Here is a 13690-nt window from a genome sequence, read left to right on the forward strand (position 1 = left end):
AAAACCAATTCCGCAACCAAGTCATGAAGCAGCAGTTTATTCATCCTCTATCGGACGTCCGGTCCATTTCGATTGGTGAAGGGTCGCGAGTTTGGCAGTACGTTGTTGTGCTATCCGGGGCTCAAATCGGACGTGATTGCAACATTTGTTCACACTGTTTGATCGAAAGCGATGTAGTAATTGGTGACCGCGTCACGGTCAAGAGCGGTGTTCAACTTTGGAACGGCCTGCGATTGGGGGATGATGTATTTGTCGGCCCTAATGTCTCATTTACAAATGACAGATTTCCTCGGAGCAAGCAAACGCCAGAGAAATTTCTGGTAACCACCATTCATGATGGCGCTTCAATCGGCGCTGGGGCTGTGATCTTGCCTGGCATTTCGATCGGCAGTAAGGCGATGGTCGCTGCAGGTGCTGTCGTCACTCGGTCTGTGCCTCCCAATGCCGTGGTGGTAGGCAACCCTGCCAAGATTGTTGGCTACGCTGGCGCTGAACGTAGCGACTTGTTCGATACGACTGTGCCTGAGGCCGGAATGAGCGAATCTGTTACGCGAGTGGCGGGCGTCAAGCTGTACCGAATGCACCGCGTTGCTGATATTCGCGGGAGCCTAACGGTCGGTGAATTCGATCGCAGTATTCCATTTTCCGCAAAGCGATATTTCATGGTGTTTGACGTGCCGAGCAGGGAAACGCGCGGAGAGCATGCGCATCACGAATGTCACCAATTTCTAGTTTGCGTGCGTGGCAGTTGTGCCGTAGTGGCAGATGATGGGGCGAACCGTCAGGAATTCATATTGGATCGGCCTGATATTGGTATACATGTGCCGCCTATGGTATGGGGCATTCAGTATAAATACTCTGCGGATGCGGTTTTATTGGTCTTCGCTTCGCATTATTACGATAGCGCTGACTACATTCGAGACTATTCTGAGTTTCGTAAACTTGTCGGAGCTTCAGCGTGATTCCGTTTCTTGACCTAAAAACTCCTTACTTTGAGCTAAAGCAAGAGCTGGATGATGCCATCGCTCGGGTAGTTAGTTCTGGTTGGTTCATCGGTGGTGAAGAAGTAGATCAATTCGAGGTGGAATATGCGTCGTACTGTGGCGCGGCCCACGCAATAGGCGTCGCCAACGGCTTGGATGCCTTGCACCTAGCGCTGCGCGCCATGGATGTTGGAGCGGGCGATGAAGTCATCGTACCTAGCAACACCTATATCGCCACTTGGCTAGCGGTGACGCAATGTGGAGCTATCCCTGTGCCGGTAGAGCCGGATGAACGGACTTTCAACATTAACCCAGCCCTGCTTGAAGCAGCTATCACTCCACGCACCAAAGTAATTCTGCCCGTGCATTTGTATGGTCAACCAGCCGATTTAGACCATGTTCTTCTTATTGCTCGCAAGCATGGGCTACGCGTACTCGAAGACGGGGCTCAGGCGCATGGCGCACGCTACAAGGGTGAGCGTCTGGGCGCACATGGCGATGCTGTTGCGTGGAGCTTCTATCCGGGGAAAAACCTGGGTGCGATGGGAGACGGCGGAGCCGTGACTACTAATGATACGCAGTTGGCCGACCGATTGCGGGTATTGCGTAACTATGGGTCTCGCGTGAAGTATGTGAATGAAATGCAGGGGTATAACAGTCGCTTGGACCCTTTGCAGGCGGCCATTTTACGAGTCAAGCTGGCTCATTTGGACAAGTGGAACGAGCGACGCAAGTTGGCGGCGGCGCAATACCTAAAAGATCTTATTGGTAGCGGCGTGGTTTTGCCCTACGTACCAGATTGGGCAGACCCCGTCTGGCATTTGTTCGTGGTCCGCTGTGCAAAGCGCGATGCGTTGCATCAGCGTCTAGCGGCATCGGGAGTGAGCACTTTGATTCACTATCCAATTCCGCCGCATAGGCAAGAAGCCTACGCCGACGCGGGGTGGCAAGTTAATGAGTTTCCGCTTGCAAATCAAATGGCTGACGAGGTACTAAGCCTCCCAATGGGACCTCATCTGTCCGAGAATCAAAGGCAGCAAGTGGTCGTTTCGCTTCGTGCCAACGTCACTGCCGATGACTGACGCTAAGTCATACCGGAAAATCCTGCGCTCGTCGGTCATTATCGGCGGAGCATCCGTCATAAATATTCTGATCGGCTTGGCTCGCATTAAAGTGGCGGCCGTGTTATTGGGACCTGCTGGCGTGGGTGTGATCGGTCTTTTTCAGAACCTGATTGCTGTGGCGTCTACGGTGGTTGGTTTGGGATTTGGCAACGTCGGTACCCGGCAAATTGCTGAAGCCGCCGGGCGAGACGATGATCGCGCTGTGGCGGTCGCACGCCGGGCATTGGCTTGGGGTACTTTGCTGCTGGCATTGATTGGCGCCGGGATTTTTTGGGCCTTGCGAAATATTTTGGCCGTAATAGTGCTTGGAGATGCAGAGTCCGGAACTCAGATTCAGTGGCTGGCGATAGGGGTTGCGGTGACCGTGGGAGCAAGCGCACAAACTGCGCTGCTTAATGGGTTACGCCGGATAGGCGACATTGCTCTCGCGAGTGTGTTCTCTGCATTGCTGTCTACAGTAGTGGGAATTTGTGTACTACTTTGGTGGGGGCAAACGGGAGTCGTGGCTTTTGTATTAATTGCGCCACTGTGCACATTTTTATTGGGCTACGTCTTCGTTCTCAGGTTGCCAAGGGAAAATTCGATCACTACTCCTTGGCCGCTAATAGTTGCTCAATGGCGAACATTAGCGAAGCTGGGTGCCGCGTTTATGTTGGCTGGCGTGGTGGCCACATTGGCGCAATTGTTAGTACGCACGATAGTTCAAAAAAATTTGGGGGCAAGCGGATTGGGCGTTTTTCAGGCGTCTTGGCAGATTTCTATGACCTATCTAGGGTTTGTCCTTTCGGCCATGGGGACGGACTACTACCCACGCCTAACCGCATGTATTGATGACTACATAGCCACCAATCGTATGGTAAATGAGCAAACAGAAGTAGCTCTAATATTAGGAGGGCCAGTTTTGCTAGCAATGATGGGGCTGGCACCTTGGATCATCGGATTGTTATATTCCAATGAATTTCAGGAAGCTCAAGACGTGTTGCGTTGGCAGATCATTGGAGATCTGCTAAAGATATTAAGTTGGCCGCTTGGTTTCATTTTGTTAGCGGCAGGAAATGGTCGAGCATATCTCATTACCGAAACCATAGGATTTGGTTTCTTCGTGATTTTGACTGCATTTTTTTTGCCGTTGCTAGGAATTCGAGCCACTGGGATAGCATTTATCGGTATGTACGCAGTTTATCTACCAATGGTGTATTGGCTTGCTCATAAGAAAACAAAATTTCAATGGTCTGCGAAGATTTGGCGCCAGTTTGGAGCGGTCTTGGGGTTGTGCGTGTTCGTGAAGCTATTAGCTGAATGGGATCCCCTTGCTGGTGCAATATTCGGCCTCGCGGGAGCAATGGGGTTGGCGGGGCTTGCCGCAGCTCAGTTTTCAAGCATTGATGCAACTGAAACTGCTGCCGGGCGTTTATACGCTAAAGTCATAAAAAAAATGCCAATGCAAAGGAGAAGGCGTTGATGCTATTGGTGGATCGCACACATATTCTATGAAAATACTTATCCCCATAACTGGTTTTGGCCACGCTGGCGGCTACAGAGTCCTCTCCGAGTTGGCTAACCATTGGACGATGGACGGTCATCAGGTCGACTTTCTCGTTGACGAAAGATCCCCGGATCCCTATTTTCCCACTCGCGCAAGAATTCATCGTTTCGATAAATTTGGGCGATTGATTGACCATCACGGCGACATGCTGAGAAAAGAGTTTTCTTCGAAGGGAAATGCGGCCTCGATTTATTTTGGGATGTGGCGTGCATTAGGGAAAATTGGTGCAAAGTATGACGTGGTTTTAGCGAACCACTCACTTACCGCATTTCCCGTGGCATTTGCCAGAGGCGGGAAGGCATCTAAGTACTATTACGTTCAGGCCTATGAGCCGGAATATTACTCTCTTAGTAAGAGTCGAAAAGCTAGAGTACTTGAAAAGCTTTCAAAATTTAGCTATCGATTGAATTTGAGGCAAATCGCAAACGCACCTATTTATCTTGGGTATCGCGATATAAAGGCTGAGCAATGGATTCCTCCGGGGGTTGATGAGTCGATATTTCACCGTCGCAGTTCACCTCCGGATCTTGGTGTTGGTAAAACATTGAAAATTGGGACCATTGGCAGGAAGGAAGCCTCTAAGGGGACTAAATATGTTCTTGAGGCTTTTGAAAAGCTGGCGCTTATAGATTCAAAAATCCAATTGAAAGTGGCATATGGTAATTTGCCAGACAATTGGACGCATGATAGGGCGGAAATCATTGTGCCTTCTAATGACCGCGAGCTATCAGATTTTTATCGATCCATCGACATACTTATTGCACCTGGAACGGTCCAACTTGGGGCATGCCATTATCCGGTCTTGGAGGCTATGAGTTGCGGAACCCCTGTCATCACCACGGGGTATTTGCCGGCAAACAAAGAAAATTCCTGGATTGTGCCGACTGAGGACTCCGAATCTATCGTCTCTTCCGTGCTTGAAATTTCTGCATCGTCTCGGGTTGACGTTTTGAAAAAACTAGATCTGGCTGCGGCGGCCATCGACTTTTTTTATTGGAAAAATGTCTCGCAGCGGTTCATCGGGTTGTTTGAGTGCCGATGATGCGCGTATCCAGATCCAAAGTTTTAACGCTGGCAATTGGAGCGGCTGCAGCACTGGTTTCTGTGTTGCAACCGTTTGGTTATAGCCCTGATTATCCGCAATATAGCTACTTTTTTGATCAATTGCGCTCGGATTATCTCTCCCAATTAAGGGAGTCGAGGTTCGAGCTTGGATTTTTGCATCTCAGCTATCTGCTGACGCAGATATTTCGAGAAAACGTCCACGTTTATGGTTTTTTTGTCCTGATAGCAATTGGGTTGAAGGTGTATTTCGCGGGGAGATTTTCCGCCAAAAATTATGCTTGGATATTTTTGGTGTTCTATTTTTTTAAGTTTTTCCCACTTCACGAGTTGACTCAACTTCGTGCTGCGATGGCGGCGTCTCTCTTGGTGGTGGTGTTTTATTATTATTCAATTGAACGCTATTGGATTGCGCTGTCGATTTCTTTGATTGCCATTGCATTTCATAATTCGGCAGGATTGGTGTTGCCATTTTTTTTGACTCCAATGGCTGCGTTAACACGGGGGAGAATTGTTCTTGCCGCCCTTATCGTATATGTCTCTTGCTATCTTATTTCGGACTACTTAGTAGGTTTTTTGGCGGATCGCATTGTCGTCTTTGAAATGTATATAAATGCTGGGATCGAATCAAGACGCGATGCGGCCTTTTCTCCTGTCTTTTTTCCTGAATTCTTTTTGATTGCGTTGTCCTTCGTATGCTGGAGAGATCTTTCTGGGGTAATGAAGAAGGTATTGGCGATTGAGGTTTTTGGGTTTGCTGTATTTTATGGATTTATTGATCTGGGGGTGGTGGCGGTTCGCGGACGTGAATTATTTTCCGTGCTTTGGATTGTATTTGTCGCTCAATTTCCTTTTGCCGGAAAAAAAATAAGAGCTGGAATAGTTTTTTTTGTTCTCGCCTCCGTTCTTTTGTCGGTATACCTCTATTTTGTCTTGGATTTCTTTGCAAGCGAGCTTGGGTATTGAGTTTTTGGCCGTCGAGTATTTTTTTGTATTTGGTTGCATGAGATTGGGGTCAAAACCCTATCTATTGAGGATTGAGTGCATCCCGGCGCTGATGGTTTTCGAGTTCATGGTTCAACACGGAGGGCGTTATTATGATTGATATTGTTTTGGTGAATTGGAACTCGGGTCTTCAGCTTGGCGAGGCTGTAAGCAGTATCGTAAATAATCACGAAAATGTAGTTGGCAAGATCGTCGTGGTTGATAACGATTCATCGGACGATTCAATGAAGAGCATTGATGTCGGTGATTGTGGGATCGTTTTGCAGTTGGTCTTCAATAAGGAGAATTTGGGTTTTGGGGCGGCTTGTAATCGGGGCGCAAGGTTGTGTGAGAGTGAGTTTATTCTTTTTTTGAACCCAGATGCCAGATTGTTTCCTGGATCGCTGTTGGTTCCCTTGAATTATATGCAAAGAGGCAACAATTCTAATGTTGGCATCTCTGGCATTCAATTAATTGATTCGGTCGGACGAGTGTCGCGTAGTTGTTCTCGCTTTCCTACAACGCCATTGCTGCTAGCTCAGGCCCTTGGATTGAATAAATTACCTTGGTTGCACTCTTGGAGCACGCATATGAATGAATGGGATCATTCTGCTGACCGCGAAGTTGACCAAGTGATTGGTGCATTTTTCTTTATCCGTCGTGCCGTTTTTGAGGGGCTTGGAGGATTTGATGAAAGATTTTTTGTTTATTTTGAGGAAGTAGATATTTCCTATCGTGCCAAGCAGGCCGGATGGCGCAGCATCTATCTAACGGAGGCGCAAGCGTTTCATGCGGGGGGTGGAACCTCGGGGCAAATTAAAGCCCATCGACTTTTTTACTCCCTACGCAGTCGCTTGCTTTACGCCTTCAAACACTTCTCTCGTGCTGCAGCTTGGGCCCTCACAGGGATAACCTTGTTTATTGAGCCTGCATCACGTGCAATATTTTCCCTGCTGCGTGGTGGAGTTGAAGATTTGCGTAATACGTTGCGAGGTTATGGGATGCTGTGGCAGGATATTCCAAATATCTTTAAGAGTTCACGGAAATGAAGATTCTTGCGCTCACCCGATATGGACGTTTAGGAGCTTCTTCTCGCCTGCGTACTATGCAATTTTTGCCGCTTCTTAAAACGGCGGGAATGGATGGTTTGATTTCCCCCCTTTTTGGGGATGCAATGTTGATTAATAAGTACAAAAGAAGGCAATACAGCGCAGGTGCCGTCCTTAAGGCATACGGAAATCGCGTGGCGCAGCTGCTTCACCGGCATCATTTTGATTTGATTTGGATTGAAAAGGAGGCGTTGCCTTGGACGCCGGCGCTATGCGAAAGGGTGCTGCTCAGTGGCGTGCCGTACGTGCTCGACTATGACGATGCAATCTTTCATAAATACGATCAACATCGTTCGGTGTGGGTTCGGTGGCTGTTGGGGCGGCGCATTGACCGTTTGATGGCGGATGCTCGGTTGGTAATTGCGGGTAATGATTACTTGGCTCAACGGGCGCGAAAAGCCGGGGCACGCTGGGTAGAAGTGCTGCCTACAGTGGTTGATTTGGAGCGATATGCCGCCAAGCCTCCGAACCAGCGGCGGGTCGATATCCCATACATCGTATGGATCGGTTCGCCATCCACGGTCAAATATCTGGCCGCACTTGAAGCGCCGCTGGCCGCTCTGGCTGCGCGTTCCCCATTCAAGCTGCGCGTGATAGGCGGCAGTCTGAAGATGACGGGGGTTGACGTCGAGTGCGTACCGTGGACTGAGGAGTCGGAAGTGCAATCGATCGCTGAGTGCGACATAGGTGTTATGCCCTTAAACGACTCACCGTGGGAGCGCGGCAAGTGTGGGTACAAGCTTATTCAATATATGGCGTGCGGTTTGCCCGTCGTGGCCTCACCGATTGGTGTGAATACGAAAATCGTGCGCGACGGGGTCAATGGGTTTTTGGTGACGTCGGCGGATGCCTGGGTGGGAAAGCTCGAGCAGCTTTTGCGTGATGCTGACCTTCGACGATCCATGGGCCGTGAGGGACGTCGGAGCGTGGAGGCCGAATATTGCGTCCAGCAAGCAGGCCCTCTACTAGCAAACCTTTTGGTGAAGGCCGGCGCGAGGCAAGCATGCGAACGCTGAGTTTCTTTCGCTTCCTCAGGGCACCTCAAAGAGGTGCGGAAATTTGGAGTCGGCAGTGGGGAAAATGAATTCTAGGATACTGACGTGACGGAGAAGCATGGCGTCGAGGGTAGTGGCGCATTGTTATTTGTCGTCAATATCGATTGGTTTTTCTTGTCTCATCGCTTGCCGATCGCTCTTGAGGCGATTCGTCAGGGATGGCAGGTTCATATAGCTACAGGCTTGACCGACCGGAGGCAAGAATTAGAACGTCATGGACTGGTGGTGCATCCTCTTCAGTTGGAGCGCGCCGGCGTAGGCATAGTCAATGCGGCAAGTTCCGCTTGGCAGTTGTTGAGGATTGTTCGCCGAGTACGGCCTCATGTAATCCACACAGTAACCATCAAACCCGTGCTTCTTGGGGGGATGGTGGCGCGATTGGCAAAGGTGCCGTCGCTCGTATCGGCTGTGCCGGGCTTGGGTTCGGTTTTCGTTGCTGACGGGCTAGTTGCCGGCTTGAAGCGTCTACTAGTTCGCGCCGGCTATCGAATGGCCTTGAAACACAGGAATCAGAAAGTCATTTTTCAGAACACGGGCGATCAGGACACCGTGCTGTCAATGACCGGGCTTGCTCGCTCTGATGTGGTGCTAATCCGGGGATCGGGTGCTGACTTGACTCGGTTTACACCTCAGCCGTTGCCGGAGGGTGTTCCGATCGTGGTCCTCGCTTCTCGACTGCTTTGGAACAAAGGAATCCAAGAGTTCGTAAGCGCTGCACGGTTGGTCAGGCAGGGTGGAGTGAGCTCGAGATTTGTGTTGGTGGGTACTCCAGACGCAGCAAGCCCTACCAGTGTTCCAGAGCGTCAGATCGAAGAATGGGTGGACGAGGGTGTCATTGAATGGTGGGGCCAGCGATCCGACATGGAATCGGTATTGGCTGCAGCCAATCTGGTGGTGTTGCCCTCCTACAGCGAAGGTATTCCGAAGATTCTGATTGAGGCCGCCGCTTGCGCGCGGCCCGTCGTGACGACGGATGTACCAGGATGCCGTGAAGCGATCGAGGTTGGCGTTACGGGCGTGGTGGTGCCGTGCCGTGACAGCGCTGCGTTAGCTAACGCTATCGAGGAATTGTTGGGCGATCCGGCCAAGTGCAAGCGGATGGGCGACGCTGGGCGTGTTCTCGCCGAGAGGGAGTACGACGTTGCGCATGTGGCCCGTGCTCATCTGCGGATCTACTCGGATTTGAAGGCGCGGGCCTAGCATGGAAGCCGGAATTGAATTGGGTGCAGGACCCGTCCGCGCAAGAGGCCTGACGTTGATCACGGGTGCTACAGGATTTGTCGGCCGGGCAGTCATGCGTCGGATCTTGGCCGACCCGTCCCGACGGGTCGTGGCGCCAGCCAGGCGCGAGACGGTATGGGGCGAAGAACGTGTAAGACCACTGCTGGTTCTTGACCTTGCCACCTTCGACCGTTGGGGCGATGCACTTGCTGATGTGGATGCGGTGGTGCACTGCGCTGCCCGTGTGCATGTGATGAATGAAGGTGCGGTCGACCCGTTGGCCGAATTCCGTCGCACCAACGTGCAGGGCACATTAACGTTAGCCAGGCAAGCGGCTGCTGCCGGAGTGCGGCGCTTTGTGTTTATCAGTTCGGTGAAGGTAAACGGTGAGTCGACTCAAGCTGGCTTGCCTTTCACGGCAGAGCAGGTACCAGCGCCGCAGGACGCCTATGGCATTTCAAAGATGGAAGCCGAACAGGGCTTGCGAGAACTGTCGCAAACAACATCGATGGAGATCGTCGTCATTCGTCCGCCGTTGGTTTACGGCCCAGGCGTGAAGGCCAACTTTGCTTCGATGGCGCGCTGGCTCAAGAGGGGCGTGCCGTTGCCATTGGGAGCCATCGTCAATCAGCGCAGCTTGGTGGCACTCGACAACTTGGTTGACCTTGTAGCGGTGGCATTGGTTCATCCCAATGCGGCTGGGCAAACCTTCATGGTGTCGGACGGAGAAGACGTATCTACGACCGAACTGCTGCGCCGTACCGCAGAGGCGCTGGGGCGCCGTGCACGACTGCTGCCAGTGCCCATGTCTTGGTTGGAGTTGGCTGCAGCGGTGCTGGGCAAACGGACTGTGGCCCAACGCTTGTGCGGTTCGTTGCAGGTGGATATTTCCAAGACCTGCGAATTGCTTGGATGGCGTCCGCCAGTGGGCTTGGATGAAGCGTTGCGCAGGGCTGTGAGGAGTGCGACGTGAAGCGGTGTTCTGATCTGTTGTTGGCGCTGCTGGCCTCGCTTTTTCTTGCGGGCCCTATCTTGTTCGTTGCGCTGCTGGTACGGCTGACCTCACGCGGTCCGGCGCTCTACTGGTCGGACCGAGTAGGGCGGCATAACGTGATCTTCAGAATGCCGAAGTTTCGCAGCATGCGAGTGGGGACGCCGGCTGTGGCCACCCATTTGCTCGCAGATCCCAAGGTCTATCTCACGCCCATTGGCTCCTTCTTGCGCAAGTCTAGTCTCGACGAGTTGCCGCAGTTATGGAGCATCTTGCGGGGCGACATGAGCTTTGTGGGGCCGCGGCCCGCACTGTTCAATCAAGAAGACCTCATCGCATTGCGCACCGAGCAGGGTGTGCATGCGCTGGTACCGGGGCTCACTGGGTGGGCGCAGGTCAACGGACGAGATGAGTTGCCGATTCCCGACAAGGTCAAGCTCGATGCGGAATACCTGCATCGACGTTCTTTGGTTTTCGACATTCGCATTCTCTGGCTCACCTTTGTCAAGGTGATGCGCCGTGACGGCGTTGCTCATTAAACAACGAGGGAATCATGAAACGTTTGCTGATCATCGGAGGAGGCGGCCATGGACGCTCCGTGGCAGAAGCTGTGCTCCTGTCGAAGCAACGGCAGGAGCAGTGCTTCGAACTCACTGCTTTTCTCGATGATGCGGCCAAGCCACATCAGCATGTATGGGATTGGCCCGTGTGGGGCACGACAGCCATGCTTCCCGAGTGCAGAGGAAGAGTGGACGCAGTGGTAGTTGCTATTGGCAACAACACTTTGCGCGAGGCATTGCATCGGCGCGTGCATGCCGCGGGGCTGTCGCTAGCCACAGTCATGCATCCAACCGCTGTGGTGTCGCCCCGCGCCTCCATAGGAGCGGGAGGGGTCATCATGGCTGGCGCTATTGTGGGCACTGAGGCTCAGCTTGGCGAAGGTGTGATCATCAATTGCGGAGCGGTGGTCGACCATGATTGCGTAGTTGAGGACTTTGCCCACTTGGGAGGCAACGCCAGCATGGCCGGTGGCGCGGTCCTCGGTCGAGGCGCATGGATGCAGGTTGGTGCCTCTTTGGGCTATGGCGTTGAGTTGCCTGCAAGAGCGGTGTTGCGCGCAGGTGAGGCGATGTCCGTCGATCAGGAGACGAGTCATTGCGTTCAGGCAGTCGCTCATGGAGCGACGGAATGATCAAGCTTCCGATCGTTCGCAAGAATATTTGGCGCTATGGCTTCTGGTTCTGCGCCATTGGAATTCTGGTGATGTCGCTTGCACCGATCACTGTATCCATGCCCACCACCGGCTGGGACAAGAGCAACCACAGCTTGGGATTTGCGGTGTTGGGGCTGCTGGGCTGCTGGGCCTGGCCCGGGCGCGCCGCCGTTGTCTTGCCTGCACTGCTGGCCTATGGCGGGGCCATCGAACTGCTTCAGGCGTTCACGCCTGATCGTTTTGTTGAAGCCGCTGACTTTCTGGCTGATGCGGTCGGGTTGCTGCTGGGCGCAGGTTTGGCGTTCTTGCTGGACCGCTGGTGCCCCGTGAGCGAGGGGGCGAAATGACCGATTCACGGCATCGCCGGCTTGTTGATAAGAATTTCTCGAGGGAATCCACATGATCGATCGTTTGGCCCAGCCTATGTTGGCACTGCCGCGTCCCATGAAGCGGCTCTTGGCTTTGGCGGTGGATGCCGGCCTGTGTGTCTTGTGCGTGTGGCTCGCACTCAGCCTGCGCTACGAGCAGTGGGTCGAATTGAGAGGGGCGCATTGGCTGGCCGTAGGCGCGGCGATCATGTTGGCGCTGCCGCTGTTCGTGGTCACGGGTTTGTACCGAGCGATCTTCCGGTACGCCGGCAGCGCGGCGTTGATGGCCATCATGCGGGCGTGCTTCGTTTTCAGCGTGGGCTATGTCCTGATGTTCACTGTGGTCGGGGTGGACGGCGTTCCGCGAACAGTGGGCCTGCTGGTGCCCGCGCTGCTGCTGTTGACGGTAGGCGCCTCTCGATTGTTTGCGCGCTATTGGCTGGGCGGCCTCTACACACAGGTGCTGCGCGGCAAGACGCTTCCGCAGGTGGTGATTTACGGCGCTGGCAAGGCCGGGCGCCAGTTGGCCGCAGCGCTGTCGCACAGCCCGGAGATGGTGGTGCGGCTGTTCGTCGACGATTCGCCGCATCTACAAGGCCGCACCCTCAACGGTCTGCCCATTTACCCGCCGTCCTGGCTCAAGGCCAACGCGGCCGCTCAGGGCATTACCGACGTGCTTTTGGCGTTGCCGTCAGTGTCGCAAGGGCGCAGGGCGCAGATCCTGAACGAACTCTTGTCGTTGCACCTGCATGTGCGCACGCTACCCGGCATGGCGGACCTGGCGCAGGGGCGAGTGCAGGTCAAGGACCTGATGGAGGTCGACATCGAAGACCTGCTGGGCCGGGACCCGGTGGCGCCGGACGAAGATCTGTTGCATCGCCATGTGCGCGGCAAGGTGGTGCTGGTGACTGGTGCGGGCGGTTCTATTGGCAGCGAGCTGTGCCGCCAGATCGCGCAGTTGAAGCCTTCGGTGCTGCTGCTGGTGGAGTGGAGCGAATACGCGCTCTATGCCATTCACCGCGAATTGGAGCAGAAGGCGCCCGCTCTGAGCGTGGTGCCGCTGCTGGCCTCCGTGTGCGATGCGGCGCGCATGCGGCAGATCATGGGCGTGTGGCGGCCCAGCACCGTCTATCACGCCGCGGCCTACAAGCACGTGCCGCTGGTCGAGCACAACCCCGTGGAGGGCTTGATCAACAACGCGCTGGGCACGCTCACGGCGGCATTGGCGGCGCGGGACCATGGCGTGGGCCAGTTCGTGCTGGTCAGCACCGACAAGGCCGTGCGGCCGACCAACATCATGGGTGCGAGTAAGCGCCTGGCCGAAATGACGCTGCAGGGCCTGGCCCAACAGAAGCCGAGCACCTGCTTTTCGATGGTGCGCTTTGGCAATGTGCTGGGCTCCAGCGGCTCGGTGGTGCCTCTGTTCCGCCAGCAGATCGAGGCGGGCGGACCGATCACGCTCACGCATGAAGACATCACGCGCTACTTCATGACCATTCCCGAAGCGGCGCAACTGGTGATCCAGGCCGGCGCCATGGCCGAGGGCGGCGACGTGTTTGTGCTGGAGATGGGCGAGCCGGTGCGCATCATCGACCTGGCACGCCGCCTGGTGGAACTGTCGGGCCGAACGGTGTGCGACGCGCGCAACCCCGAAGGCGATATCGAGCTGCTGATTACCGGCTTGCGGCCGGGCGAAAAGCTCTATGAAGAACTTCTGATTGGTGACAACGCCATGCCCACCGCCCATCCACGCGTGATGAAGGCGCATGAGGCGTGCCCGCCCTGGGCAGAACTGGCACAGCAGATCGACGAGCTAGGCGCACTGCTCGAGCGCAATGACGTGCCTGCGATCAAATGCAAACTCCAGGAGCTTCTGGGCGGCTACCTCCCGCATGCGGAGGTGGTGGACTGGGTGTACATGGAGCTTGAACGCCAGAACGAGGCGCTGCCAGCGCTGGTATCGGCAACGCCGGATGGCACCGCCCCTGCTGCTGCAGTGCCACCGCAGGTACTCGCCCCAGTCTGATTTCACAT

Annotated in this window: 13 protein-coding genes; all 13 read left to right on the plus strand. The window is 54.3% G+C overall.

Annotated elements, in window-relative coordinates; all coding sequences use genetic code 11:
• The first annotated feature begins 23 nt into the window (after window positions 1-23).
• The 13 genes from FB547_RS13695 to FB547_RS13755 all read left to right on the plus strand — a co-directional run bounded on the left by FB547_RS13695 (window position 24) and on the right by FB547_RS13755 (window position 13682).
• A complete protein-coding gene (locus FB547_RS13695; protein WP_145743076.1) occupies window positions 24-962 on the plus strand; it encodes a WxcM-like domain-containing protein in 939 nt (312 codons plus the stop codon).
• On the plus strand, window positions 959-2065 hold the full coding sequence (locus FB547_RS13700) for a DegT/DnrJ/EryC1/StrS family aminotransferase (RefSeq protein WP_145743078.1): 1107 nt from the start codon (window positions 959-961) through the stop codon (window positions 2063-2065). The genes FB547_RS13695 and FB547_RS13700 overlap by 4 nt, the downstream gene beginning before the upstream one ends.
• Window positions 2058-3569: an O-antigen translocase gene (locus tag FB547_RS13705; protein WP_145743080.1), complete on the plus strand. Its 1512-nt coding sequence runs from the start codon at window positions 2058-2060 to the stop codon at window positions 3567-3569. The genes FB547_RS13700 and FB547_RS13705 overlap by 8 nt, the downstream gene beginning before the upstream one ends.
• Before the next feature lie 28 nt (window positions 3570-3597).
• A complete protein-coding gene (locus FB547_RS13710) occupies window positions 3598-4695 on the plus strand; it encodes a glycosyltransferase family 4 protein (protein WP_145743082.1) in 1098 nt (365 codons plus the stop codon).
• Window positions 4692-5681, plus strand: coding sequence for an EpsG family protein (locus tag FB547_RS13715; protein WP_145743084.1), 990 nt, complete (start codon window positions 4692-4694; stop codon window positions 5679-5681). The genes FB547_RS13710 and FB547_RS13715 overlap by 4 nt, the downstream gene beginning before the upstream one ends.
• 131 nt (window positions 5682-5812) lie before the next feature.
• Window positions 5813-6748 (plus strand): glycosyltransferase family 2 protein, encoded by a 936-nt coding sequence (locus FB547_RS13720; protein WP_145743086.1) that lies wholly within the window; start codon window positions 5813-5815, stop codon window positions 6746-6748.
• Complete coding sequence (locus FB547_RS13725; RefSeq protein ID WP_145743088.1) at window positions 6745-7824, plus strand: glycosyltransferase family 4 protein; 1080 nt, start codon at window positions 6745-6747, stop codon at window positions 7822-7824. Before FB547_RS13720 ends, FB547_RS13725 begins: the two co-directional genes overlap by 4 nt.
• 84 nt (window positions 7825-7908) lie before the next feature.
• The gene (locus FB547_RS13730; protein WP_261380274.1) at window positions 7909-9063 is read left to right on the plus strand and encodes a glycosyltransferase family 4 protein; all 1155 of its coding nucleotides are present in this window, start codon (window positions 7909-7911) and stop codon (window positions 9061-9063) included.
• A 1-nt stretch (window position 9064) separates the two neighbouring features.
• Window positions 9065-10057, plus strand: a complete 993-nt coding sequence (locus tag FB547_RS13735) for a UDP-glucose 4-epimerase family protein (RefSeq protein ID WP_145743090.1) — start codon at window positions 9065-9067, stop codon at window positions 10055-10057.
• Window positions 10054-10614, plus strand: coding sequence for a sugar transferase (locus FB547_RS13740; RefSeq protein WP_145743092.1), 561 nt, complete (start codon window positions 10054-10056; stop codon window positions 10612-10614). The genes FB547_RS13735 and FB547_RS13740 overlap by 4 nt, the downstream gene beginning before the upstream one ends.
• Before the next feature lie 14 nt (window positions 10615-10628).
• Window positions 10629-11267: an acetyltransferase gene (locus FB547_RS13745; protein WP_145743094.1), complete on the plus strand. Its 639-nt coding sequence runs from the start codon at window positions 10629-10631 to the stop codon at window positions 11265-11267.
• On the plus strand, window positions 11264-11635 hold the full coding sequence (locus FB547_RS13750; RefSeq protein ID WP_145743096.1) for a VanZ family protein: 372 nt from the start codon (window positions 11264-11266) through the stop codon (window positions 11633-11635). The genes FB547_RS13745 and FB547_RS13750 overlap by 4 nt, the downstream gene beginning before the upstream one ends.
• Window positions 11636-11687: 52 nt before the next feature.
• Complete coding sequence (locus FB547_RS13755; protein ID WP_145743098.1) at window positions 11688-13682, plus strand: polysaccharide biosynthesis protein; 1995 nt, start codon at window positions 11688-11690, stop codon at window positions 13680-13682.
• Window positions 13683-13690: the final 8 nt, after the last annotated feature.

Origin of the sequence: Variovorax beijingensis, from assembly GCF_007828835.1 — a bacterium.
Taxonomy (GTDB): domain Bacteria; phylum Pseudomonadota; class Gammaproteobacteria; order Burkholderiales; family Burkholderiaceae_C; genus Variovorax; species Variovorax beijingensis_A.

What these genes read in the sequence shown, in the direction of transcription:
- FB547_RS13725 (WP_145743088.1), top strand. Translation starts at nt 6,745, where the DNA reads ATGAAGATTCTTGCGCTCACCCGATATGGACGTTTAGGAGCTTCTTCT.
- FB547_RS13745 (WP_145743094.1), top strand. Translation starts at nt 10,629, where the DNA reads ATGAAACGTTTGCTGATCATCGGAGGAGGCGGCCATGGACGCTCCGTG.
- FB547_RS13705 (WP_145743080.1), top strand. Translation starts at nt 2,058, where the DNA reads ATGACTGACGCTAAGTCATACCGGAAAATCCTGCGCTCGTCGGTCATT.
- FB547_RS13710 (WP_145743082.1), top strand. Translation starts at nt 3,598, where the DNA reads ATGAAAATACTTATCCCCATAACTGGTTTTGGCCACGCTGGCGGCTAC.
- FB547_RS13715 (WP_145743084.1), top strand. Translation starts at nt 4,692, where the DNA reads ATGATGCGCGTATCCAGATCCAAAGTTTTAACGCTGGCAATTGGAGCG.
- FB547_RS13735 (WP_145743090.1), top strand. Translation starts at nt 9,065, where the DNA reads ATGGAAGCCGGAATTGAATTGGGTGCAGGACCCGTCCGCGCAAGAGGC.
- FB547_RS13755 (WP_145743098.1), top strand. Translation starts at nt 11,688, where the DNA reads ATGATCGATCGTTTGGCCCAGCCTATGTTGGCACTGCCGCGTCCCATG.
- FB547_RS13750 (WP_145743096.1), top strand. Translation starts at nt 11,264, where the DNA reads ATGATCAAGCTTCCGATCGTTCGCAAGAATATTTGGCGCTATGGCTTC.
- FB547_RS13695 (WP_145743076.1), top strand. Translation starts at nt 24, where the DNA reads ATGAAGCAGCAGTTTATTCATCCTCTATCGGACGTCCGGTCCATTTCG.
- FB547_RS13720 (WP_145743086.1), top strand. Translation starts at nt 5,813, where the DNA reads ATGATTGATATTGTTTTGGTGAATTGGAACTCGGGTCTTCAGCTTGGC.